This is a genomic window from Microbacterium panaciterrae (genome assembly GCF_039541635.1).
Classification (GTDB): Bacteria; Actinomycetota; Actinomycetes; order Actinomycetales; family Microbacteriaceae; genus Microbacterium; species Microbacterium panaciterrae.
In genome coordinates, this window is the sequence record NZ_BAABGP010000018.1 from 206,650 (window position 1) to 229,788 (window position 23,139).

Here is a 23,139-nt window from a genome sequence, read left to right on the forward strand (position 1 = left end):
CGGCCTGCCACGAACTGTGACCGGTCCCTTGACGGATCCGCTTCGCCGATGGCACGATCGGTGCCCACCGGGTGCGGCGAGACCGCACCCGGAAAGATTCCCACCACGAAGATCGACGAGGATCCCATGCGACACCATATGTTGACGTCAACACCACGGAGAGGCGGACGGAGGAGCCTGATCACGGTCGCGCTCGCCGGCGCCCTCCTGCTCGCCGGTCTCGGCGGAGCCGCACCGGCGCAGGCCGACCAGCCCAACCCCTCCCACGGCCCCGGAACGTCCGAGTTCAAGGGCGTGAACTGGGCGGACCCGAGAGACAACTACGCGAGCGACGCCGTCGTGCCCACCGGCCTGAGCGCCACCGACGACTACGCACGGGTGCTCGCCGTGTCGCAGCGGATCCTGAGCGGCTTCGCCCGGAATCTCGGCGCGAACACGGTCCGCCTCCCGATCAACCCCGCCAGCGTGGGAACGAGCTGGTGGAGCTCGTACCGGGCCACCATCGACGCCGCAGCCGCACGCGGCGACAAGGTCATCCTCAGCTACTGGGAGGCCGCGGACAGCAAGGACGGCCTCGTCGACGACGTCGCGTCCTGGAAGCGGATGTGGGACACCGTCGTCGACGAGTTCCAGCACACCTCGAACGTCTACTTCGAGCCGATGAACGAGCCTCACGGATACTCCCTCGACCAGTGGGTGGGCGTGGCCTCCGGATGGCTGGCGGACCATCCGCAGGTGCCGCGCAACCGCGTCGTCATCAGCGGATCCGGCTACAACGACGACGTCGTCGGGGTCGGCGACGCACCGCAGCTGAAGGGGACCCTCCTGTCGCTCCACTTCTACGGATTCTGGGCGTCGCACACCACCGAGGCCGACTGGACGGCCGACCTCAGCGCCCGGATCGGCGCATACTCCGGCCGCACGATCATCGACGAGGCCGGATCCCCCATGACCATCGGGCTGAACTACGGAGCCCACGACGGCAACGTGTACACCTCGTACCTCGCCGCCGTGACGGACTTCGCGCGCGCGCATCGCATGGGGATCGTCTACTGGCCCGGCCTGCGCGCCGGCGACTCGTATTCGATCGAGTCGCTCCAGCCCGACGGCACCCTGCGCGACAACAGCGCATCCGGTGTCGCGCAGCTGAAGTGGGGCTATGGCTACGGGGACCAGGAGCCGGTGAACGACCTTCCGGCCTCGCCTCCGGGCCAGGCGCTCGTCGGCCAGGCGTCCGGGCGCTGCGTCGACGTGCCCGGCTTCAGCACGTCGCCGGGGACGACGCTCGACCTCTGGGACTGCAACGGGGGCGGCAACCAGTCCTGGAACGCGACCGCCGAGGGTCAGCTCACGGTGTACGGCGACCTGTGCCTGCAGGCCGGCACCGATGGGAGCACCGTGTCCGCGGGAGCGCCGGCGACCATCGCCGCGTGCGCAGGCACGGACGTGCAGCGCTGGAACACGAACGCGGACGGCACGATCACCCCGGTCGCCGCGCCGGATCTGTGCCTCGATGCCGCAGGCGCCGGCACCGGCAACGGCACGGCGATCGACCTCTGGCACTGCAACGGGCAGCCGAACCAGGTGTGGATCCGGAAATAGGACTCGCGCTCCGCCGGTCGGGCGTCCGAACACCCGGATGCCCCCGAGCCACGGCGGGTCCGGTCATCCGCAGGACGGAGGCCGGGCCCGCCGCCGTGCGGCGCAGCCCTCAGAGCCCGAGGCGTTCGAGGTGCGCGTTGCGGAAGCGACCGGCGGGATCCGTCCGCGCCACGAGGGCCGCGAAGTCGTCCCAGCGCGGGGTACGGCGGCGGATCTCGGCCGCGTCGAGCGTGGACAGCTTGCCCCAGTGCGGGCGGGCCGTCTCCGGCAGCGCATCCTCGATGACCGGCAGCAGCGCCTCGACCGCGGGCTGATCCCGGCGCCACGTGAAGTGGATCGCGACCGCCCCCTCGCCGCCGGAGGGACTCAGCCAGAGGTCGTCGGCGGCGACCGTGCGGATCTCGTTCACGAGCAGCAGCGGAGCGATCCGACCGGCGAGAGCCCGCACTGCTTCGAGCGCGCGCACCGCGTCGCGTCGGGGCACGAGGTACTCGCTCTGCAGCTCCTCCCCCGCCGAGGGCGTGAACTCCAGGCGGAAGTGCGGCAGACGCTTGTGCCACGGGCCCGCCTCGCCGAGCTGCGGAGTGCACGCCTCGGCGGCGGAGCCCAGGATCGGATGCCGCTGCACGGTGGCAGGGCGCGTGCCGAGGCGGGCGAGCAGGTCTTCATCGAGCGCGACGCCGCCGAGCCGGTTCTTCACCCAGAGCTGGTCGGCGCTGTCGCGATCCGTCCACCGGCTGAACAGGCTGACGCTCGTGCCGAGGCCCGTCACCCCGTCGAACTCCGCGAGGATCGCGTCCCAGGCCGGCCCCTCATGCACGGTCTGCGCGACGTCGTAGGTCGGCTCGACGTCGAGTTCGAGCTCGACCATCACGCCGAGCGCGCCCAGCGACACCACGGCGCCGGCGAAGTCCGCGTCGCCGCGGCGCAGGGTCCGCTCCCCGTCCGGACCGGCGAGCGTGAGGGCGCGCACGGCCGTCGCGAGGGATCCGATCCGGTCGCCGGATCCGTGCGTGCCGGTGGAGACCGCGCCGGCGACCGAGATGTGCGGCAGCGACGCGAGGTTCGACAGCGCCAGACCGCGCCGGTGCAGCTCGGCGCCGAGCTCGCCGTACCGGATGCCTGCGGAGACGCGCACCGCGTCGGAAGCGGTCTGCTCGATCACCGCCGGCATCGCGGACAGATCGACGAGGGTCCCGGTGGTATCGGCGATGGCGTTGAAGCTGTGCCGGGACCCGAGGGCGCGCAGCGGCCCGGATGCCCCCAGGGCCGCACGCAGCTCGGCGCGACTGCGCGGCCGCGCCATCGCGGCGGCCGAGTAGCGCAGGTTGCCGGCCCAGTTCGTCCCGATGCTCATCGCCATATCCTACGGGTGCCGATTTCATCGATAGAACCACGGCGCCCCGGAGCCGCGGCGCGTGGGCATAGGCTGGGCGAATGGCAGGCAGCACGCGCGCGACGATGCGCGATGTCGCGGCATTGGCCGGAGTGTCCACGAAGACCGTGTCGAACGTCGTGACGGGCACCGTCCCCGTCAACGCCGACACGCGCGCACGGGTCGAACAGGCGATGCGCAAGCTCGACTTCGTCCCCAATCTCAGCGCCCGGAGCCTCCGCAACGGACGCTCCGGCGTGATCGCCGTGGCCCTCCCCTACCTGGCCACGTCGTTCTCCGCCGAGCTGCTCGACCACATCGTGCAGGCCGCGCGGCTCAAGGGCTTCGCCGTGCAGATCGAGCAGACAGGGTCCGAACCCCGCCGCGAGAGGGAGCTGCTCTCCCGCGCCCGCGCGCACCTCATCGACGGCCTGATCCTGAATCCGATCCGTCTCGAGGACAGCGCCCTCACGGACGCCGACCGGCAGCTGCCTGTGGTGCTGATCGGCGAGGTCGAACAGCAGGTCGCCGACCATGTGGGCATCGACAGCGTCGCGGGAGCCGCGGAGATGACACGGCACGTCATCGAGCGCGGAGCCCGTCGGATCGCGGTCCTCGGCGGCGATGAGCAGCACGGGATCGCCACCGCCACGAGCCGGCTCCGGCTGCAGGGCGTGCGTCAGGCGCTGGCCGAGGCGGGCCTGCCCGCCGACCCCCGCCTCACCGCGAACCACGCCGACTGGACCATCGCCGGCGGCGCGGAGGCGATGATCGAGCTGCTCTCGCGCGGGGTGGCGTTCGACGCCGTCCTCGGCTTCACCGATTCGCTCGCGACCGGCGCCCTGCACGCGCTGCACGGCCGCGGCATCCGCGTGCCGGAGGACGTGCTGGTCACCGGCTTCGACGACGTCGAGCTCTCCCGGTTCACGGAACCGGCGCTGTCCACCGTGCAGATCGATCGGGCGGCGTTCGCCGGGGCCGCGGTCGACCTGCTCGCGGAGCGGATCGCGGACCCCTCTGGAACCCCTCGCTCGATCACGGTGCCGCATCGGCTCGTCGTGCGGGACAGCACCCGCGCGACACCGGGGGGCTGGATCCCGGGATCCTGACCCGGATCTCCGGGACTGCCCCGCGACCGGTCTCAAGAACCTCTTGCGCCTCCCATTACATCGATGTAATGATGTGACGATCCCTGATTCGCGCACGAAGGAGTGACGATGACACCACCACTTGATCTGAACCGGCGACAGCTGCTCGGCGCTGCGGGCCTGGCGGCCGGCGCGGCTCTGCTCACCGGATGCGCACCCAGCGCCGCGGCCGCCGCCGGCGGACCTCGCACGCTGCAGTTCTGGCATCTCCTGTCCGGAGGGGACGGCGTCACGATGTCGGGCCTGCTCGACGCCGTGAACAAGAAGCAGTCCGCCTACCGGATCCGGCCCACCGTGCTCGCCTGGGGCACCCCGTACTACACGAAGCTCGCCATGGCGGCGGCCGGCGGCCGCGCCCCCGACGTCGCGATCATGCACGCGACCCGGGTGCTGGGCTGGGCGCCCGGCGGGCTGCTCGACGCCTGGGACACCGCCCGGCTCGCCGATCTCGGCGTGGATGCGTCGACCTTCCCGGATCCGATCTGGAAGAAGGGCGAGGTCGACGGGAAGCGCCTCAGCGTCGCCCTCGACGCGCACCCGTTCGTGCTGATGTACAACACCGACATCTGCGAGAAGGCCGGAGTGCTCGACAACGACGGTCGCCTGAACGAGGCGAAGACGCCGGACGAGTTCCTCGCGATGGTCGACGCCATCGCGAAGGTCACGGGCGGACACGGCCTCTCCTACGGCTACCTCGGCGACGGCTCTCAGATGTGGCGGCTGTTCTACACGCTGTACACCCAGCACGGCATCGAGATGGAGATGCCCCAGGGCGGACCGGCCGTCATCGACAAGGATGCGGCGGTCGCCTCGCTGGAATTCATGCAGAAGCTGCTGGACGGCACCCGCGCCGCGAAGCAGGCCGACTACGGCACGGCGGTCGCGGAATTCGCGACCGGAAAGAGCGGCATGTTCCTCAGCGGCGTGTGGGAGCTGCGCACCATGCAGGCCGCGAAGATCCCGTTCGACGTCGCGATGATCCCGCCGATGTTCGGCACGCAGACCGCCTACGCCGACTCGCACTCCTTCGTACTGCCGCATCAGTCCCGGCCGGACGCCGCCCAGCGCGACCTCGTGTACCGCTTCGTGGCGGACATGCTGAAGGGCTCGTACGGATGGGCCGAAGCGGGGCACATCCCCGCCTATCTGCCCGTCACCGAATCCGCGAAGTACGCGAAGCTGCTGCCCCAGGCGCACTACGCCGATGCCGCGAAGTACGTGCGTTACGACCCGCCCGCCTGGTTCACCGGATCGGGATCCAACTTCCAGGGCCAGTTCGGCGCCGCCGCCCAGCCCGCCCTGCTCGGCGGCGGCAGCCCATCCGACGCCATCGACCGCTTCGAGGCCGCCGTGAAGCGGTTCCTCGCCCAACCCAACCCCGCCGATCCGGAAGGAGCACGGAGATGACCGCGACGGCTCCCACCACCACGACCATCGTCACCGGTCGTGCCGCCACGCGCGGTGCCCGACGGCACGCCGGCGCATCCCACCGCAGCGAACAGCTCATCGGCTGGGTATTCCTCGCGCCGTTCCTGGTCGCCTTCGCCCTGTTCCTCGCCTGGCCGATCCTGCACGGCCTGTACCTGAGCTTCACCGACCAGTCCCTCACAGGATCCGGCGGCGGGTTCGTCGGCGTCGCCAACTACGTCGAGGCGCTGACGGACCCGGTGATGTGGGGCTCGTTCGGCAACACGGTGTGGTTCACCGTGCTCTCGACGATCCCGCTCGTGATCATCGCCCTCATCATGGCCGTGCTCGTCGACCGGGGGCTGCCCGGCCAATGGCTGTGGCGGCTGTCGTTCTTCATGCCGTACCTGCTGGCGTCGACCGTGATCTCACAGATCTGGATCTGGATCTTCAATCCGCAGATCGGCGCGGCCAACAACGTGCTGAAGGCCCTCGGGCTGGAGCCCATCGCGTGGCTGCAGGATCCGAAGGTCAACATGCTCGCGATCGTGATCGCGACCGTGTGGTGGACCGTCGGGTTCAACTTCCTGCTGTACCTCGCGGCGCTGCAGAACATCCCCCAGCAGCAGTACGAGGCGGCGGCCCTGGACGGCGCCGGCGGCTGGCGGCAGCTGTGGTCGATCACGCTCCCGCAGCTGGGCCCGGCGACGACCCTCATCGGGCTGCTGCAGATCCTCGCCTCGCTGAAGCTGTTCGACCAGGCGTACCAGATGCTCGGCGGCCTCTCCAGCGACACCACCCGCTCGATCGTGCAGTACATCTACGAGACCGGCTTCGTCGGCTACCGCTTCGGATACTCCGCCGCGATCTCGTACGTGTTCTTCGCGATCATCATCATCCTCGGCGTCGTGCAGGCGCTGATCACCCGTCGACGGAAGGACGTCCGATGACCACCGCGACCCGCACCCTCATCGCCCCCGGCGCCACCCGTGTCCGCGTCCGCCGTCCTGTCGGCCGGAAGGTCACCGTCACCGCCGTGCTCGCCTTCGCGGTGCTGCTGATCCTCGCGATCGGCTGGCTTCTGCCGTTCCTCTGGGCGATCGCGACGGCGTTCAAGACCGAGACCGACGCAGCCTCGGGCGATCCGGGCTGGATCGGCACCACAGGGCCGACCGTGCAGGCCTTCACCGCGATCCTGTCGCAGGGCAACGTGTATCTGTGGGCGTGGAACAGCCTGTGGACGGCGACCGCCGTCACCGTGATCACGCTCGTGATCTCGGCACTCGCCGCCTACGCGTTCTCGCGGCTCGACTTCCGGGGGCGCAGGTGGCTGTTCGTCGTCATCGTCTCCGCGATCGTGGTACCCCCACAGGTGCTGATCATCCCGCTGTTCTACGAGATGCTCGCGTTCCACATGATCGATACGCCGTGGGGACTGATCCTGCCGCAGGTCGTCGCCCCGGCGATGGTGTTCATCCTGAAGCGGTTCTTCGACGCGATCCCGATCGAGCTCGAAGACGCCGCCAGAGTCGACGGCGCGAGCCGGTTCCGGGTGTTCTGGTCGATCGTGCTGCCGCTGAGCCGCCCGATCCTCGCCTCTGTCGCGATCTTCGTGTTCATCGCCGCCTGGAACAACTTTCTGTGGCCGTTCCTCGTGATCAACGACACCGATCTGATGACGCTGCCCGTCGGGCTGCAGACCGTCATCAGCGCGTACGGCGTGCAGTACGCGCAGGTCATGGCCCAGGCGGTGCTGGCCGCACTGCCCCTCATCATCGTGTTCCTCATCTTCCAGAAGCAGATCGTCAAGGGAGTCGCGACCAGCGGCTTCGGCGGCCAATGACCCGAACGGATCGGATCGAAATGACCCACGCCCGCATCACCATCGACCGCGACTTCACGATCGCCGACGTGCCGCGCCGCCTGTTCGGCCAGTTCGTCGAGCACATGGGCCGCTGCGTGTACAGCGGCATCTACGAGCCCGGCCACCCGGCGGCCGACGCCCGCGGCTTCCGGACCGACGTGCTCGAGCTCGTCCGCGAGCTCGGCCCGACCGTGGTCCGCTATCCGGGCGGCAACTTCGTCTCCGGCTACCGCTGGGAGGACGGCATCGGCCCCGTCGCAGATCGGCCCGTGCGCATGGACGGCGCCTGGCACACGATCGAGACGAACGCGTTCGGCCTGCACGAGTTCATGGACTGGTCCCGCGAGGCGGGCGTCGAGGTGATGGAGGCCATCAACCTCGGCACCCGTGGCGTCGAGGAGGCCCGCGCACTCGTCGAGTACGCGAACCACCCCGGCGGCACGTACTGGTCGGATCTGCGTCGTCGCAACGGGGCAGAGGATCCGTTCGACATCAAACTGTGGTGCCTCGGAAACGAGCTCGACGGGCCCTGGCAGATCGGGCACAAGACCGCGCACGAGTACGGCCGCCTCGCGCAGGAGACCGCGAAGGCGATGAAGCTGGTGGATCCGTCCATCGAGCTCGTCGCGGTCGGTTCCTCCAACCGGCAGATGCCCACCTTCGGGACCTGGGAGCACACGGTGCTCACGCACGCGTACGACCAGGTCGACTACATCTCCATGCACGCCTACTACCGGGAGTCGAAGGGCGACGCCGCGTCGTTCCTCGCCGAGGGCGTGGAGATGGACACCTTCATCGACGGCGTGATCTCCACGATCGACGCGGTGAAGGCCGCCGGCAAGCACACCACGCAGGTGGACATCTCATTCGACGAGTGGAACGTGTGGGACTTCGACCGCTTCAACGACGTCGAGGAGGGCGAGGTCGCGGCGGCGGGCTGGCGGGAGCACCCGCGACTCATCGAGGACACCTACAACGTCACCGATGCGGTGGTCGTCGGCACGTTCCTGCACAGCCTGCTGCGGCACGGCGACCGGGTGAAGATCGCCAACCAGGCGCAGCTCGTCAACGTGATCGCCCCGATCCGGTCAGAGGAGGGCGGCCCTGCGTGGCGGCAGACGATCTTCTGGCCGTTCGCGCGCATGGCGCGGATGGCGAAGGGACGGATCCTGCGCCTCGCGATCTCGTCGACGAAGGGCACGACCGCGCAGTACGGCGACGTGGACGAGGTCGACGCCGTCGCGACCTGGGACGAGGCGTCGGGCCGGCTCGCGCTGTTCCTCGCCAACCGCTCGCTCGACGCGGAGGCCACGGTCGATCTGGACCTGCACGGGCTGCGCGCGACCGCGGTGCGCTCCGCCGAGGTGCTCACCGTGCCCGAGGGCGGCGACCGGCTCACCGCGAACCTGCAGGAGACGCCGGACGCGGTCGGCATGCGCCTGCTCGAGGGCGTCGCCGTCGACCAGGGGGCCGTGCGGTTGACACTGCCCACGCTGTCGTGGTCGGCGGTCGAGCTCGAGGTCGCGCGGGCGTAGCTCCCGGCCCTACCCGGCCGAGTTCGAAGCAGTGGCGCCCGTCGATGTCGGCGGGCGCCACTGCCCGTCCGCGTGGATCGCAGCCGAGATGCGCCGGGCGCTCGCGCCCAGCTGTGCCGCCTGGGCGCGGGTGAGCGGGGCGAAGACGAGCCGCCGCACGAGCGCGACATGGCCGGGTGTCGCGTCTCGCACGGCGTCCGCCCCGGCATCGGTGAGCTCCGCGATCGTGATCCTGCCGTCTCTCGGATCGGGCGCCCTCCGCACCCAGCCCCGGCGTTCGAGCCGTGCGACCGCACGGGAGAGCCGCGAGAGCGTGCTGTTGGCGTAACCGGCCAGCTCGCTCATGCGCAGCGTGCGCTGCTCGGCTTGTGCGAGCGCGAAGAGCACGCCGAACTCGAAGTGGCTGATCCCGGAATCGCGCGTCAGCTGCGCGTCGAGGGCCGCCGGGAGCCACTCGAGCAGGGTGGCCAGGGAGGACCAGGTGTCGAGCTCCTCGGGGTCGAAAGGATCGCTGCGCGCGGGGTCGGTCATGGCGACGAGCCTAGTCATGACTTGTCCGGACAAGTGAATCTGCCTAGAGTTGACTTTCCTAAGCAAGTGATCACACCGTCTCGGACGGCACGGAAGGACGCATGACATGGACCTCGGACTCGCCGGCAAGAGAGTCTTCGTGAGCGGATCCACCCAGGGGATCGGTTACGCCATCGCCGCGGCGTGCGCGGCCGAGGGCGCCTCGGTCGTGATCAACGGCCGCACCGCCGCCCGCGTCGACCGCACGATCGCACGGCTCCGCGGCGCCCATCCCGGCGGTGACATCGCCGGCATCGCCGCCGACTTCGCGGATCCGGCGCAGGTGCAGGCGCTCATCGACGCCTTGGGCCCGGTTGACGTGCTGGTCAACAACGTCGGCCTCTTCGACGTCGCCCCCTTCGCCGAGATCCCTGACGAGGAGTGGCAGCGATACTTCGAGATCAACGTTCTGAGCGGCGTGCGCCTCTCGCGCGCACTCCTCGGCGGGATGATCGAGCGGGACTGGGGCAGGATCCTGTTCATCGGAACCGAGTCCGCCGTCGACGTGCCCGGCGACATGATCCACTACGGCGCGACGAAGGCCGCCGCGCTCGCACTGAGCAACGGACTCGCCCAGCTCACCCGCGGCACCGGCGTGACGGTGAACACGGTGCTCGGCGGTCCGACCTACTCCGACGGTGTGGCAGCGACGGTCGAACGGATCGCAGCGGAGCAGTCGATGCCGGTCGCGCAGCTGAAGGCCGCGCTCGTTCGCCCCGCATCGTTGCTGCAGCGCTTCATCGAACCCGAGGAGATCGCGCATCTCGTGGCCTATCTCGCCAGCCCGCTCTCCTCGGCGACCAACGGCGCCGCCCTCCGAGCGGAGGGCGGCGCGTTGCCGACCGTGCTCTAGCTGGCGACCCCGGTCACGGTCGTGCCGGTGCGCGTGATCGTGTACTGCACGATCTGGCCGCTCCAGAAGTGGAACTTCAGCGTCACCGGCCGATTCTCGTCGATCGCGGCGAGGAACTGCGCGGTGAGCTGGATGGTGCCGTCCTGATAGTTCGGCGCGAACGACTCGCTGAACGCCTTGTACGAGGTCCAGTCGGCCGGCCCGGCGTTCTTCCCGTCCGCATAGACCGCTTCCATCGTGGCGAGTCGATCACCGTTGAACGCGGTCGGGATGACCACGGACGCATCGGTGGTGCCAGAGGCCGCGGAGAGCACTGGCGCCGCGGAGCTGATCACGTTCAGCTTCCAGGGCATGCCCGCGGAGAAACCGATCTGCAGCTGAGCCGTGGCCCCCGGCATCCGGTCGCCGAGGATCCTCTTGAGCAGCGACTTCTTGAGCGTCAAGGACGATCCGTCCAGGGCATAGTCCTTGCCCTGCTTCAGGGCGCCGGCACCGTACCGAAGCTGGGCGAACGTCAATCCGTTCAGGTTCAGTGTCACCGAGGCATCGTTCAGCTTCTTGGTCGCATCGACGAAGACCAGGTCTGACGAGGCTGTCGCAGAGCGCGTCGTCCACCCTGTGGAGATGTAGTCGAACTGCTCCTGATCGCGCCACGTCCGGGTGAACCGGTCGAAGAGCGTGCCGTTGTCCCACCACATCGTGGTGATCCCGGAGGTGCGCGCGAGGTAGCCGAAGTCCTCGAAGAACTTCAGGTACTCACCGCGTTCGACGTTGGTCTGATAATTGTCCATCAGCCCGAACTCGCCGATGATGACCGGGATCCCGTGGGACACGAACGTGTCGACCTGGCTCTGGAAGTTCGCCTCCAGGCTCTTCTGCACCTCTGCGTTGTAGGTGGTGTATCCCGCGATGTTCGTGCTGAACGGCCAGAAGCCGTAGTTGTGCGTGGTCGCGGCGAGCATCGGGTCGCTCAGGCCGCTGATGTCCGCGGCAAGCGCGTCCATGTCGGCCTGGTCGGCGCCGGTGTGCAGCGTCGGGAGCACGAGCAGCCGATCGGCGTTGTTCCCGCCGGAGGAACGGACGACGCGATGGAAGGTGTCGTTCAACTCCGCCATGTAGCGGTGACCCGCATCCGGGCCCGAGGACCCCTCGAAGCTCTGCTCGTTGATCGGCTCGAAGACCAGCTTGGTCGATGAATCCTTGAAGGTGTCGGCGATCTGCGTCCACGTGGCGGTGTACTGCGCCATCACCGCATCGTGCTTGGTCGGCAGATCCTTGACCCACTGCCAGGAATCGTGATGAACGTTGATCATCACGTAGAGGCCGGCATCGAGGGCCATGCCCACGACTTCCTTCACCCGCGCCATGACCGCAGGATCGATGAGGTAGTCCGGAGCCGGGCCGGTGTGGTTGCCCCAGCTCACCGGGATCCGCACCGAGTGGAACCCCTGCTTCTTGATGGCCTGGAAGAGACCGGCGTCGATGCGCGGGTTGCCCCAGGTGGTCTCGTCGGCCCCGCAGCACAGCGAGTCGAGCGAGTTGCCCAGGTTCCATCCCGGCTGCATCGCCGAGACGACCTCCTTCGCCGTCGTCGGCGCAGAGTCGGAACCTTCCGCCGCCGACGACACCGTCGGCACGGTCAGCAGACCCAGAGCGAGAGAAGCCGCGACGAGCAGCCTCGGTAGACGATGCTTCATGGACAAGCTCCTTCTATCAGGTGTGACCGGTTACGCCTGGACAACCGGCGTCGTGCTCAGCGCTCGTTCTCCTCTCCCCCTGAAACGCGCAGCTCCTGGTTCACCGGCAGCTCGTCTGCCGACGGCCCGGCCGCGATGCGATAGGCGCCGGGCTGCACGCGCAGCGCGCCGGCGTGCAGCCAGTCCTCGACGGCGCCGTCCAGGTGGATCGCGTCATCCCACACCGCGAGCCGTGCGGGATCGAACGCGAGCTCCACCGCGCGCGTCTCGCCCGGTTCCAGGCGCACGCGGCGGTAGCCGACGAGCAGGCGGCGAGGCGCCAGGATCGGCAGATCCCGCGGCGCCACGGAGTACAGCTGCACCAGCTCCTCCGCCACGCGACTCCCGCGGTTCGTGACCTGCACCGTCGCCCGGATCTGCTCGGATCCTGCGTCCGCCATGGCACCGAGCGCCGGATGCCGATGCGTCGGCGCGGGCGCGGGGACCGACGACGTCGACAGTGCCACGGCCTCGTACGACACCTCGCTGAGAGTCAGACCGTGCCCGAAGGCGAACGCGTAGGGCGCGGGCTGATGCCGGTAGGTCGCCTGCTGGCGCAGGGTGTCGTAGTCGAACAGGTCACCGGCCTGCGCGGGATCCGCGGGCCACGACTGGGCGAGCCGGCCCTGCGGCGCGACGTCTCCGCTCAGCACATCCGCGAGTCCACGGCCGAGCTCCTGCCCGCCGTGACTGGTCCACACCACGGTGCCGGCGTCGGAGACGCCCTCGCCCAGCACATAGGGGTAGCTCGACACGATGGCGAGCACGGCGCGATCGTTCGCCTCCCTGGCCGCGCGCCACACTGCCGCCGCGGACTCGGGCAGGAACAGATGCGGGCGGTCCTCGGTCTCCCGGCCGGCGAGATGCGGGTCGTTGCCGACCGCGACCACCACGAGGTCCGACGCCGCGGCCGCCTCGGCCACCGCCGCCTGCCCCGAGCGCACGAGCCGCGCGGAGAACCGGGTCGCCTGCGCGAGGGTCACGCCCTCGGCCGCGAGCAGCCCGACATCGCGGAGGACGCGCACCCACCGCCCCGACCCCAGATGCAGCAGCGACCAGGTCCCGTCCGGATGCACGGTGCGCCGGAACGTCTCCTGCACCACCCATCCGCCGACGCGCTCGGCGTCCGCGCGCATCGGCCAGGTGCCGCCGGTCAGCAGTCCCCCGCTGGCCTGCGAGCGCAGGGTGAGGATCCCGTCGCCCCAGTCGGTGACGTCGAACAGCGCCGCGCCCTCGGCCGCCGTCGCGGAGGCGTCCACGGTCGCCCCGTCCGCGCTCGCGGCGAGATAGCGCCCGCTCGCCGGATCGCGCAGAGCGATGGTGTCGGCGCCCGTCTCGACCCGCACCGAGGCACTCGGATAGCGCTCGGCGAGGCCTGCGGCGATCCCCACGGAGTACGGCGGCGTCCCCGCGTACCAGTCTGTGAGCACGAGGTCCGCGAGCGGCCCGACCACGGCGATCGACGCCGGCACATCGAAGGGAAGCAGCGCGGTGTCGTCCCGCAGCACGACGACCGAGCGCGCCACGGCCTCCCTGGCGAGCTCTCGCGAGGCGGGCGCGTCCAGATCGTCCGCGGTGATCGCCCCGTACGGATCGGCGTCGCCGTCGAACTCGCCGGTGCGGATCCGCATCTCCAGCAGTCGCGTCACCGCGCGGTCGACGTCGGCCATCTCCAGCAGGCCCGCGGCGAGCGCGCCGCGCACGTGCGCGATGGTGGGCCCGGGGTCGGCGTCGTGGTCGGTGAACGAGTCCATGCCGCTGCGGATCAGCGCGGCGGCCGCGTGCTCATGATCGGGCTGCGCGCTCTGCACCGTGACCACGAACGTCGGCGCCCCGGCGTCGGAGACGATCGCGAGGGAACCCGGCGCCCAGGAGCGCGCCTCGGCGACGAGCTCCGGCTGGGTGTGCGCGGGCGTGCCGTTCACCCGGTTGTAGGCGAGCATGATGCTCCCCGCGGCGCCCTCCTCGAGCGCGGCCCGGAAAGCCGGCAGCTCTTCCTCGTGCAGAGTGCGCAGCGACATCTCGGACGATGTGGCCGAGCGGTCGGTCTCGTTGCTGTAGGCGAGGAAGTGCTTGAGCGCCGGAACCGTGCGCCAGACCCGCGGGTCGCGGCCGCGCAGCCCCTGGGCGTACGCCGCTCCGAGCTGGCCGGTCAGGTGCGGATCCTCGGAGTAGCCCTCCTCGTTGCGCCCCCACGCCGGGTGGCGCAGCGTGTTCACGACCGGCGCCCACACGTTCAGGCTGACCAGCCGGTTCGCGGCGTGTTTCGCGCGCACCTCCGCTCCCGCGACCTCCCCGACCCGTTCCACGAACGCCGGATCCCAGGTGGCCGCGAGCCCGACCGGCTGCGGGAACACCGTGGCGGTGCCGAGCCAGGCCGCTCCGTGCAGCGCCTCGCACCCGGTGCGGTACTCGGGGATCCCGAGGCGCGGGATCTCCGGCGCGGCCTGGTGCAGCATCGCGATCCGCTCGTCCTCGGTGAGCCGGGAGAGCAGATCCTGCGCCCGGACCGTCACCGGCAGGGAGGGATCGCGGAACGGGATCCCGGCGGGGTTCGTCTCGGGCGTGCTCATCGGTTGTCCTCGATCGTGATCGTCAGGGTGCCGGCGCCGTCGGCGGTCGCCGTGGCGGATCCCGCCTGCAGCGACCAGGCCGCGCGGGCGTCGGACGAGCTCGCGATGATCCGCGCGCCCTCACGCCGCACACGGAACGCGGTGGCGGTGCCGTCCGCGCCCGGCACGGTCGTCTCGGCGTCGTAGCCGTCGGGCAGCTGGAAGCAGCGCAGCGTGACGCCGTCGGCCCAGTCGTACTCGGGACGGTCGTCGACCGCGCCCCAGGGCAGCACCGTGCCCGGCCGCACCCGCGCCGGGATCGAATCGTAGTCGTGGCTCTCCACGACCCAGCGTCGGCCCTCCTGCACGGATCCGTCCAGAAGCGAAGTCCACTCCCCCTCCGGCAGGTAGTACTCCACCGCGCCGTCCGCCGAGAGCACGGGGGCGACCAGCAGCGCGTCGCCGAGCATGTACTGCGCGTCGGCGTCGAAGCCGCTGCGGTCGTCGGGGAACTCCAGCACCATCGGACGCATCATCGGGATGCCCTCGGCGTGCGCCTGCTCCGCAGCCCCCAGCAGATACGGCATGAGCCGCATCTTCAGACGGGTGAACTGGCGTGTGATGTCGACGGCCTCCTCGTCGAAGGCCCACGGCACCCGCAGGGAGGACGAGCCGTGCAGACGGGAGTGCGAGGAGAGCAGCCCGAACGCGAGCCAGCGCTTGAACAGCCCCGCATCGGGCGTGCCTTCGAACCCGCCGATGTCATGGCTCCAGTAGCCGAACCCGCTGAGCGCGAGGGACAGCCCGCCGCGCAGCGACTCCGCCATCGACAGGTAGGTGGAGTCGCTGTCCCCGCCCCAGTGCACCGGGAACTGCTGCGAGCCGACGGTGGCCGAGCGGGCGAACACGACCGCCTCCCCCACCCCGTATCTCCGCTCCAGCGCCCGGAACACGGCCTCGTTGTAGAGGAAAGGGTAGTAGTTGTGCATCCGCGCGGGGTCGGATCCGTCGTGCCAGACGACGCCCTCGTGCGGGATCCGCTCGCCGAAGTCCGTCTTGAACGTGTCGACACCCTGCGCCATCAGCCGCTCCAGGTGCGCGACGTACCACTCGGCCGCCTCAGGGTTGGTGAAGTCGACGATCCCCATGCCGGCCTGCCACAGGTCCCACTGCCAGACGCCGCCGTCGGTGCGACGCAGCAGGTATCCGCGTTCCCTGGCCTCGTCGAACAGCCGCGAACGCTGCGCGATGTACGGGTTGATCCACGCCGAGACCCGGAGTCCGCGATCGTGCAGGCGGGCGAGCTGCCCCTCGGGATCCGGGAACGTGCGCGGATCCCACTCGAAGTCGGTCCACTGGTATTCGCGCATCCAGAAGCAGTCGAAGTGGAAGACGCTGAGCGGGAGGTCGCGTGCGGCCATCCCGTCGATGAACTCGGTGACGCTGCCCTCGTCGTAGCTCGCGGTGAACGACGTCGTGAGCCAGAGCCCGAACGACCAGGCCGGCACGCGGGCAGGGCGCCCGGTGAGGCCGGTGTAGCGGCGCAGCACGTCCTTCGGGGTCGGGCCGGCGATCACGTGGTAGTCCAGGGTCTCTCCCGGCACCGAGAACTGCACGCGGGTGTTCACCTCGCTGCCGACTTCGAACGAGACGTGATCCGGGCTGTCCACGAGCACGCCGTAGCCGCGGCTGGAGAGGTAGAACGGGATCGACTTATACGACTGCTCGCTCGACGTGCCGCCGTCCGCGTTCCACGAGTCGACCGTCTGACCGTTCTTGATGAGCGCGCCGAAGCGCTCCCCGAGCCCGTAGATGCGCTCACCCGGGCCGAGCGCGAGCTGCTCGTGCATCCAGGTGCCCTCGCCTCCGCTGATGTGCGCGACCGAGCGGGCGAGGGAGTGCGTGACCGGTGCGCCGTCGCGCTCGAAGTCGACCTGCCACCCGCCGGTGCGGTGCACCCGCACGCTCAGGCCGCCGGCATCCAGGATGCCCTGCTCGTCGTCGACGTGGATCCCGGGCCCGAATCCCGGGTCGGCCGCGAGCGCGAAGGCGGGGACGACGGGCACGGCGCCGGAATGGTGCTGCACCCGTACGCGGATGACGCCCTCCGCCGGGGCGGAGTACGTCACCGTCAGCAGCGCCCGGTTCAGGGTGTCGCCGCGATGCTCGATCCGCGTGGTCGACGCGTACACGGTCATCGTCCCCGCCCGCTCGTCGACGCGGATGTCGTCGACCTCCACGGCGTAACGCGGGGTCAGCCCCGGACGGGACAGCCAGAATCCGTCGGTGAACTTCACCGGTTCTCCTTCTCGATCAGTGCTCGTGCGTCGCCGGCCTGCACCGTCACGACGTCTTCGGTCTCAGCTCCGGTGAGCAGGTCGACCAGGCCCGCGGGCACTGCGACGTCCTGATCCTCATCGGAGTGGTTGAGCAGGAACAGCACCTCGCCGCGCCGCACCGCCTCCAGTCGCTCCGGAAGCAGCGTGTACCCGGCAAGCGCGCCGCGCGTGCGGGAGTCCGCGACGGCCTCGCCGATCACCCGGGACAGCACGCCGTCCGAGACGACGGCGCTCAGATACCAGGCGGTGCCCTCACCGCGCGGGTTGCGAGTGACCGCGGGGATCCCTGCGAGTCCGCCCTCGAGGTGGCGCAGCAGCACCTCGGCGCCGTCGGAGCGGATCCGCTCGCCGAGGATCGACGCGCTCGCCTCGCCGTCCTGGCTCTCGCCCGCCGCGACGGCCCAGCCCGCTCCACCCAGCGCGACGCACTCTTCGGGGATCGCGCACCATTCCTCACCGCTGATGCCGAGGGTCTCGCCGAGCAGCACCGGTGCCCGGCCGGTGACGATGTGCGCGTTGCGATCGGCGACGCCGCTGAACGGCCCCACCACGAGGTGCGCCCCGCGCTGCACGGCGGTCTCGAGCGCGGCAGCCGCGGCCGGCTCGAGGATGTAGAGCTGCGGCACCAGCACCAGCCGATAGGCCGACAGATCGGCCGTGGGCGGCAGCACGTCGACGGCGATGCCGCGGCGCCACAGCTGCCGGTACCAGCGGTTCAGCTGCTCGAGCGTGTCGAGCCGCTCGGTCGGCCGCGCCGGTTCCTCGGCCGCCCACCAGGCGGACCAGTCGAACAGGATCGCGGCATCCGCCTCGATCCGGCCGCCGACCACGGGGCGCAGGCGTTGCAGATCGGCGCCCTGCCGACAGACGCCGCGGAAGATGTCGGTGTCGGCGCCCGCGTGCGGCAGCATCGCGGCGTGGAAGCGCTCGGCACCCGCACGGGAGGCCCGCCACTGGAAGTACCCGACGCCGTCCGCGCCGCGGGCCACCGCCTGCAGGGTGTCCAGCCGGGCCTTCTCCGGGCTCTTCGGCGCATTGTGCGCGCGCCACTGCACGGCACTGGTCGCCTGCTCCATGAGCATCCACGGCGCGCCATGGCCGAGCGAGCGCATCAGATCCTGCGTGAGCGCGATCTCCTCGACCGACCCGGGGTGCGCGGGATCCGGGTACTGGTCGTCGGCGATCACGTCGACCTCGTCCGCCCAGGACCAGTAGTCGGCGAGCGGGAAGAAGCCCATGAAGTTCGTGGTGATCGGCTGCGTGGCGCCGGACTCGCGGATCGCGTCACGCAGCTCGGTGAAGCAGTCGCGCAGCTGGTCTGACGTGTACCGGCGGAAGTCGAGGGACTGGGTCGGGTTGATCAGGTAGGGCGCACGGCGCGGCGGCAGGATCTCCTCGAAGTCGGCGTAGTTCTGCGACCAGAACGTCGTGCCCCAGGCCGCGTTCAGCGCCTCGATCGTGCCGTACCGCGCGCGCAGCCAGCGACGGAACTCGCGCGCGGCCTCGTCGCCGTGGTCGACCTGGCCGTACTCGTTGCCGACGTGCCACATACGCACCGCGGGATGGCTCGCATAGCGGGCGGCGAGGTCACGCGTGATCGCGAGGGCGTGGTCGCGGTACAGCCGGGAGGCGGGCGAGAACTGGTTGCGCGAGCCCGGCACGAGCCGCACCCCGTCGCGGTCGACCGGCAGCGTCTCCGGGTATCGGATGCCGAGCCACGGCGGGGGCGAGGCCGTGGGCGTGGCCAGGTCGACGGCGATGCCCGCTGCGTCCAGCAGCTCCAGCACCTCGTCCAGCCAGGCGAAGTCGCGCTCCCCCGGCGTCCTCTCGATCCTGGCCCAGCTGAAGACTCCGACGTTGACCAGGTTCACGCCGGCCTCGCGCATCAGGGCGACATCCTCGCGCCAGACCGAGGGATCCCACTGCTCCGGGTTGTAATCGCCCCCGAAGCAGATTCCGCGCTCCGCGGTGAGCGCGGCGAAGGGTGCCGCGGTCGTGGTCGTCCTTGACATGTCTCTCACTCTTTTTCGAATTGTCGAAGCGCTTCAACAGTTGGAACATATACTAGCCAGGTGCCGATGTCCACGATGCTTCGCGAAGCGCTTCACGTGCTCGGATCGTCGCGCCCGGCCGACCGCTGGATCGACTCCTTCCCGATCGGCAACGGCGTGCGCGGCGCGATGTGCCAGGGCCGCGCGGGCGGCATCCGGCTGTGGCTGAACGACATCACGGCCTGGTCCGGCGCCGGCGCGGATCCCCTCGCGGGAGTGGCCGAACCGGTTCCCTGGGCTCTTGCGCAGGCGCGCGCCGCCCTCGCCGCCGACGATCCCGCCGAGGCGGAGCACGTGCTGCAGCGCCAGCAGACGCCGTGGGTGCAGGCGTTCCTCCCGCTGGGATGGGTCGACGTGTCGGTGCACGCTCCGCTCGCCGCGGACGCGGGCAGCCGGCGCACCCTGGACCTGCGCACGGCGACCGAGACGCTGGAATACCGGGCGATCGGCGGCACCGTGCGGCACCGCACCTGGGCCGATGCCGAGGGCGGTGCGATCGTGCACCGCATCGACGCCGACGAACCCGTGTCGGTGAGCGTGCGCATCGACGGACCGCTCCGGCGCGCCGCGGAGGACACCGCGCCGCCCAGCGCGGCGGAGGACACGCTGGTCGTGCCGTGGCTGCTCCCGGTGGACGTGGCGCCGGGCCACGAGAGCCCGGATGAGCCGATCCGGTACGGCGCGGGACGCACGGCCGCGACCGCGGTCCGCGCGCTCGGCCCGGCCCGGATCGAGAGCGGCGTGCTGCGCACCGCCGCGGCGCGGGTGCACGTCTTCGTGATCGGCACGGCCTCCGCCCCCTCGCTGCCGGGAGAGGCGGATCCGGATCCGGCGGCCGATGCGCCCACCCGGGCGATCCGGGTGCTCGGCCCGGCGGAGGACGGCATCGATCTCGCCGCCGCCGCCGACCGTCGGCACGCGCAACACGTCGCCGCGCATCAGGAGCTGTACACGCGATGCGCACTCGACCTGGGTGCCGTCGAGACCGGGCGCCCGGACGGCGACGCGGCCGCGCGCACGGCCGACACCGCGGACCGCATCATCGCGGCCGAGCACGCCGACGATCCGGACCTCGCCGCGCTCGCATTCCACTACGGCCGCTACCTCCTGCTGTCCTCGTCGCGGCACACGGGGCTCCCGCTCACCCTGCAGGGGCTGTGGAACGCCGAGCTGCCCGGCCCGTGGTCGAGCGCGTACACCACGAACATCAATCTGCCGATGGCGTACTGGGCCGCCGAGACGACCGGACTCGCCGAGTGCCACGAGCCGCTGCTGCGCTTCATCGCCCGCCTCGCCGCCGGCCCCGGTGCGCAGGTCGCGCGCGAGCTGCACGGGGCGGAGGGCTGGACGGTGCATCACAATTCCGACGCCTGGGGCCACGCCGCGCCGGTAGGAGCAGGTCACGGCGACCCGGCCTGGGCGTTCTGGCCGCTGGGTGGCGCCTGGCTGAGCACCCACCTCTGGGAGCACTACGCGTTCGGCGGCGATGTCGACGAGCTGCGCGAACGCACCTGGCCGGTGCTGGAGTCCGCGGCGCGGTTCGCGCTGTCCTGGATCCTCGTGGACGATCAGGGCCGCGCGCGCACCAGTCCGTCCACCTCCCCGGAGAACCACTATCTGGGCCCCGAGGGCGAGCCGGTCGGGGTCGGCGAGTCCAGCACCGCCGATGTCGCACTGCTGCGGGCGCTGGCTGCGGCCTGCCGGGGTGCTGCCGACGCGCTCGGCCGCACCGACGCCTGGGTCGACGACCTCGCGGCGGCGGTCGCCGCACTGCCCGATCCGGCGATCGACGCCGACGGCACGCTGCGCGAGTGGGACCGCCCGCGCACCGACGCCGAGCCCGCGCACCGGCACCTCTCGCACCTGGTCGGCGTGTTCCCGTTCGCCCTCATCGATCGCGAACGCACCCCGGAGCTGGCCAGGGCCGCCGCCGCCTCCATCCGCGCCCGCGGTCTCGAGTCCACCGGGTGGGCGCTCGCCTGGCGGATGGCGCTGTGGGCGCGCCTGGGCGACGGCGCGCGCCTGCACGAGCAGCTCACGATGGCGCTGCGCCCCGCGGAACCCGCCGACCCGGCCCTGCGCCGCGAACATCGCGGCGGGCTGTACTCGAACGGCTTCAGCGCGCATCCGCCGTTCCAGATCGACGGCAACATCGGACTGACCGCGGGGATCGCGGAGGGGCTGCTGCAGTCGCACGACGGCCGGATCCGGCTGCTGCCCGCTCTTCCGCCGCAGTGGCCCAATGGACGGGTGCGCGGGCTGCGCGCGCGGGGCGGGGTGCGCGTCGACATCGACTGGGCAGGCGGCCGGGTCGTGCGCGTGCGGCTGCAGGCCGCCCGTGCCACCACAATGGAGGTCTCCGGACCCGGGGTCGGCGTCCGCAGCGTGGATCTCACCGCGAACGCGGCCGTGCTCCTCGAATCCGAGCTCATCGAACCGAAGGAGTCCCGATGGTGACCATCGCCGACGTCGCCCAGAAGGCGGGCGTCTCGATCTCGACGGTGTCCTACGTGATGAGCGGCAAGCGCGCGATCTCCCAGGACACCAAGGATCGCGTCGAGGCCGCGATCGACGCGCTCGAATACCGGCCGCACGCCAGCGCGCGCTCGCTCGCCTCGCGCTCCACGAACGTGATCGGGCTGCAGGCGCCGCTGCGCTCCGGCGTCGACGTGCACGTCGTGATGGAGATCGTGGCGGGCGTGGTGCGCGAGGCCAGGGCCCACCAGTACGACATCCTGCTGCTCACCAGCGACGACGCAGAGGGTCTGAACCGCGCGGCCGGCGCGTCGATGGTGGACGCCCTGCTGGTCATGGACGTGGAATCGGACGACCCCCGCATCGGCGCCCTCCGCGAGCTGTCCACGCCGAGCGTGCTGATCGGCCTCCCCCAGGGCGGCGAGGCCCTCACCTGCGTCGACTTCGACTTCGAGGGCGCCGGCGCGCTGGCGGCCGAGCGACTGGTCGAACGGGGGCACACCCGGGTCGCCCTGCTCGGCGCCCCTCGCGAGGTGCTGGACCGGCACACCTCCTACGCGGATCGGCTCATCCGCGGCTTCCTGGGCGCGTGCACGGCGCACGGCGTGATCGGATCCGTGCACCCGTGCCCGAACAGCGTCGAGGCGGCAGAGGTGCTGGACGAGGTGCTCGCCGCCGATCCCGGCATCACCGGGCTCCTGATCCACAACGAGAGCGCGCTCGCGCACGTCGCGGCCCGCGCCGCCGAGATCGGCGGCCTGGAGGTGCTCGCACTGTCTCCGGCCGACGTCTCCCGCACGGTGCCCGGTCTCGCCGACAGCATCGAGATCCCCGCGGAGGGGATCGGCGAGGCCGCGACCGAAGCACTCTTCGCGCTCCTCGCCGGCGAGCCGACGCCGCGCGTGCGGCTGCTGCCCCCCGTCCTGGTGTCGCGGCGCGACCTCGTCGCCGACGCGGCCTCCCCGGACGAAGCCGCTGCGGAGTCCGCGTGATGCAGATCGATCCCGGCAGCAGGACCGTGCAGGGGCTCTCCACGTTCCTCGCGTTCATCGCGCTGAACCTGATGTTCCTGCTGTCCTGCCTGCCGATCGTCACGATCGGCGCGGCCACCAGCGCGCTCTTCGAGGTGACGATCCGCTACTCCGACGATGAGAGCGGGCGGCCCGTCGCCGACTACCTTCCGGCCTTCCTGCGCAACTTCCGCCGCGGCAGTCTGGCCGCCCTGACCTTGCTGCTGCCAGCCGCGCTGCTCGGCTTCAGCGCGCTGTTCTGGTTCGCGACGCCGACGCTCGCGGGCGGCGTCGCCGGCGTCGCAGCGGTCGCTGCGGCGGTGTTCCTGTTCGCGGCGTTCCTGCACGCCATGGCCCTCGTCGCCGTCTTCCAGGACGGCGTGCGCCGCACGGTGCGCAATGCGGTGCTGATCACCGCGGCCGAGCCGCTGCGCACGATGGGGCTCCTGCTGATCCCGGTCACGCTGATCTGCGTGTCGATCCTGTTCCCGCCGTTCCTGGTGATCGTCGGCACGATCGGCTTCTCTGTCGGCGCCTATGTCGCGGCGCATCTGTTCCGCAGCGTGCACTCCCGCCACCACGCCTGAGGATCCCGCGCAGCAGGATCGCCCCGGAGCCGAAG

At 70.8% G+C, this 23,139-nt stretch carries 16 protein-coding genes; 10 read left to right on the top strand and 6 right to left on the bottom strand.

What is annotated here, in order from left to right:
- Window positions 1–138: 138 nt before the first annotated feature.
- Complete coding sequence (locus ABD882_RS13650) at window positions 139–1,602, top strand: ricin-type beta-trefoil lectin domain protein (protein ID WP_345187824.1); 1,464 nt, start codon at window positions 139–141, stop codon at window positions 1,600–1,602.
- Window positions 1,603–1,711: 109 nt separating this feature from the next.
- Here the strand turns inward: ABD882_RS13650 and ABD882_RS13655 are convergent, their stop codons facing one another.
- Window positions 1,712–2,959, bottom strand: a complete 1,248-nt coding sequence (locus tag ABD882_RS13655) for an FAD-binding protein (protein WP_345187826.1) — start codon at window positions 2,957–2,959, stop codon at window positions 1,712–1,714.
- 80 nt (window positions 2,960–3,039) lie between these two features.
- On the opposite strand from ABD882_RS13655, the gene ABD882_RS13660 reads away from it, so the two are divergent.
- The 5 genes from ABD882_RS13660 to arfA all read left to right on the top strand — a co-directional run bounded on the left by ABD882_RS13660 (window position 3,040) and on the right by arfA (window position 8,931).
- On the top strand, window positions 3,040–4,086 hold the full coding sequence (locus ABD882_RS13660) for a LacI family DNA-binding transcriptional regulator (RefSeq protein WP_345187829.1): 1,047 nt from the start codon (window positions 3,040–3,042) through the stop codon (window positions 4,084–4,086).
- A 108-nt stretch (window positions 4,087–4,194) separates the two neighbouring features.
- The gene (locus ABD882_RS13665) at window positions 4,195–5,532 is read left to right on the top strand and encodes an extracellular solute-binding protein (RefSeq protein ID WP_345187830.1); all 1,338 of its coding nucleotides are present in this window, start codon (window positions 4,195–4,197) and stop codon (window positions 5,530–5,532) included.
- Window positions 5,529–6,482 carry a carbohydrate ABC transporter permease gene (locus ABD882_RS13670; RefSeq protein WP_345187831.1) on the top strand — a complete coding sequence of 318 codons (954 nt, stop codon included), beginning with the start codon at window positions 5,529–5,531 and terminating at the stop codon, window positions 6,480–6,482. Before ABD882_RS13665 ends, ABD882_RS13670 begins: the two co-directional genes overlap by 4 nt.
- Window positions 6,479–7,375 (top strand): carbohydrate ABC transporter permease, encoded by an 897-nt coding sequence (locus tag ABD882_RS13675; protein WP_345187833.1) that lies wholly within the window; start codon window positions 6,479–6,481, stop codon window positions 7,373–7,375. Before ABD882_RS13670 ends, ABD882_RS13675 begins: the two co-directional genes overlap by 4 nt.
- Window positions 7,376–7,395: 20 nt before the next feature.
- Complete coding sequence (gene arfA / locus ABD882_RS13680) at window positions 7,396–8,931, top strand: arabinosylfuranosidase ArfA (protein ID WP_345187835.1); 1,536 nt, start codon at window positions 7,396–7,398, stop codon at window positions 8,929–8,931.
- Window positions 8,932–8,940: 9 nt separating this feature from the next.
- On the opposite strand, the gene ABD882_RS13685 is transcribed toward arfA, so the two are convergent.
- A complete protein-coding gene (locus tag ABD882_RS13685) occupies window positions 8,941–9,462 on the bottom strand; it encodes a MarR family winged helix-turn-helix transcriptional regulator (RefSeq protein WP_345187836.1) in 522 nt (173 codons plus the stop codon).
- Window positions 9,463–9,568: 106 nt separating this feature from the next.
- Between ABD882_RS13685 and ABD882_RS13690 the strand changes: the two genes are divergently transcribed.
- Window positions 9,569–10,354: an SDR family NAD(P)-dependent oxidoreductase gene (locus ABD882_RS13690; protein ID WP_345187838.1), complete on the top strand. Its 786-nt coding sequence runs from the start codon at window positions 9,569–9,571 to the stop codon at window positions 10,352–10,354.
- Here the strand turns inward: ABD882_RS13690 and ABD882_RS13695 are convergent.
- The 4 genes from ABD882_RS13695 to ABD882_RS13710 are packed head-to-tail and all read right to left on the bottom strand — an operon-like array spanning window position 10,351 to window position 18,993.
- The gene (locus tag ABD882_RS13695) at window positions 10,351–12,051 is read right to left on the bottom strand and encodes a cellulase family glycosylhydrolase (protein WP_345187840.1); all 1,701 of its coding nucleotides are present in this window, start codon (window positions 12,049–12,051) and stop codon (window positions 10,351–10,353) included. The two genes, ABD882_RS13690 and ABD882_RS13695, sit on opposite strands and share 4 nt — an antisense overlap.
- Before the next feature lie 56 nt (window positions 12,052–12,107).
- Entirely contained in the window at window positions 12,108–14,663 is a 2,556-nt protein-coding gene (locus ABD882_RS13700; RefSeq protein WP_345187841.1) for a glycoside hydrolase family 3 N-terminal domain-containing protein, read from the bottom strand.
- Window positions 14,660–16,939, bottom strand: a complete 2,280-nt coding sequence (gene yicI, locus ABD882_RS13705) for an alpha-xylosidase (protein ID WP_345187842.1) — start codon at window positions 16,937–16,939, stop codon at window positions 14,660–14,662. The genes ABD882_RS13700 and yicI overlap by 4 nt, the downstream gene beginning before the upstream one ends.
- Window positions 16,936–18,993 (bottom strand): beta-galactosidase, encoded by a 2,058-nt coding sequence (locus tag ABD882_RS13710; RefSeq protein ID WP_345187844.1) that lies wholly within the window; start codon window positions 18,991–18,993, stop codon window positions 16,936–16,938. The genes yicI and ABD882_RS13710 overlap by 4 nt, the downstream gene beginning before the upstream one ends.
- 66 nt (window positions 18,994–19,059) lie before the next feature.
- Here ABD882_RS13710 and ABD882_RS13715 point away from each other — a divergent pair, with 66 nt between their 5' ends.
- The 3 genes from ABD882_RS13715 to ABD882_RS13725 are packed head-to-tail and all read left to right on the top strand — an operon-like array spanning window position 19,060 to window position 23,104.
- Complete coding sequence (locus ABD882_RS13715) at window positions 19,060–21,489, top strand: glycosyl hydrolase family 95 catalytic domain-containing protein (protein ID WP_345187847.1); 2,430 nt, start codon at window positions 19,060–19,062, stop codon at window positions 21,487–21,489.
- A complete protein-coding gene (locus tag ABD882_RS13720) occupies window positions 21,483–22,499 on the top strand; it encodes a LacI family DNA-binding transcriptional regulator (protein WP_345187848.1) in 1,017 nt (338 codons plus the stop codon). Before ABD882_RS13715 ends, ABD882_RS13720 begins: the two co-directional genes overlap by 7 nt.
- Entirely contained in the window at window positions 22,499–23,104 is a 606-nt protein-coding gene (locus tag ABD882_RS13725) for a DUF624 domain-containing protein (RefSeq protein WP_345188013.1), read from the top strand. Before ABD882_RS13720 ends, ABD882_RS13725 begins: the two co-directional genes overlap by 1 nt.
- Window positions 23,105–23,139 lie beyond the last annotated feature (35 nt).

What these genes read in the sequence shown, in the direction of transcription:
- arfA (WP_345187835.1), top strand. Translation starts at nt 7,396, where the DNA reads ATGACCCACGCCCGCATCACCATCGACCGCGACTTCACGATCGCCGAC.
- ABD882_RS13715 (WP_345187847.1), top strand. Translation starts at nt 19,060, where the DNA reads ATGTCCACGATGCTTCGCGAAGCGCTTCACGTGCTCGGATCGTCGCGC.
- ABD882_RS13725 (WP_345188013.1), top strand. Translation starts at nt 22,499, where the DNA reads ATGCAGATCGATCCCGGCAGCAGGACCGTGCAGGGGCTCTCCACGTTC.
- ABD882_RS13650 (WP_345187824.1), top strand. Translation starts at nt 139, where the DNA reads ATGTTGACGTCAACACCACGGAGAGGCGGACGGAGGAGCCTGATCACG.
- ABD882_RS13710 (WP_345187844.1), bottom strand. Translation starts at nt 18,993, where the DNA reads ATGTCAAGGACGACCACGACCGCGGCACCCTTCGCCGCGCTCACCGCG.
- ABD882_RS13665 (WP_345187830.1), top strand. Translation starts at nt 4,195, where the DNA reads ATGACACCACCACTTGATCTGAACCGGCGACAGCTGCTCGGCGCTGCG.
- ABD882_RS13700 (WP_345187841.1), bottom strand. Translation starts at nt 14,663, where the DNA reads ATGAGCACGCCCGAGACGAACCCCGCCGGGATCCCGTTCCGCGATCCC.
- ABD882_RS13690 (WP_345187838.1), top strand. Translation starts at nt 9,569, where the DNA reads ATGGACCTCGGACTCGCCGGCAAGAGAGTCTTCGTGAGCGGATCCACC.
- ABD882_RS13720 (WP_345187848.1), top strand. Translation starts at nt 21,483, where the DNA reads ATGGTGACCATCGCCGACGTCGCCCAGAAGGCGGGCGTCTCGATCTCG.
- ABD882_RS13685 (WP_345187836.1), bottom strand. Translation starts at nt 9,462, where the DNA reads ATGACCGACCCCGCGCGCAGCGATCCTTTCGACCCCGAGGAGCTCGAC.
- ABD882_RS13670 (WP_345187831.1), top strand. Translation starts at nt 5,529, where the DNA reads ATGACCGCGACGGCTCCCACCACCACGACCATCGTCACCGGTCGTGCC.
- ABD882_RS13655 (WP_345187826.1), bottom strand. Translation starts at nt 2,959, where the DNA reads ATGAGCATCGGGACGAACTGGGCCGGCAACCTGCGCTACTCGGCCGCC.
- ABD882_RS13695 (WP_345187840.1), bottom strand. Translation starts at nt 12,051, where the DNA reads ATGAAGCATCGTCTACCGAGGCTGCTCGTCGCGGCTTCTCTCGCTCTG.
- ABD882_RS13660 (WP_345187829.1), top strand. Translation starts at nt 3,040, where the DNA reads ATGGCAGGCAGCACGCGCGCGACGATGCGCGATGTCGCGGCATTGGCC.
- ABD882_RS13675 (WP_345187833.1), top strand. Translation starts at nt 6,479, where the DNA reads ATGACCACCGCGACCCGCACCCTCATCGCCCCCGGCGCCACCCGTGTC.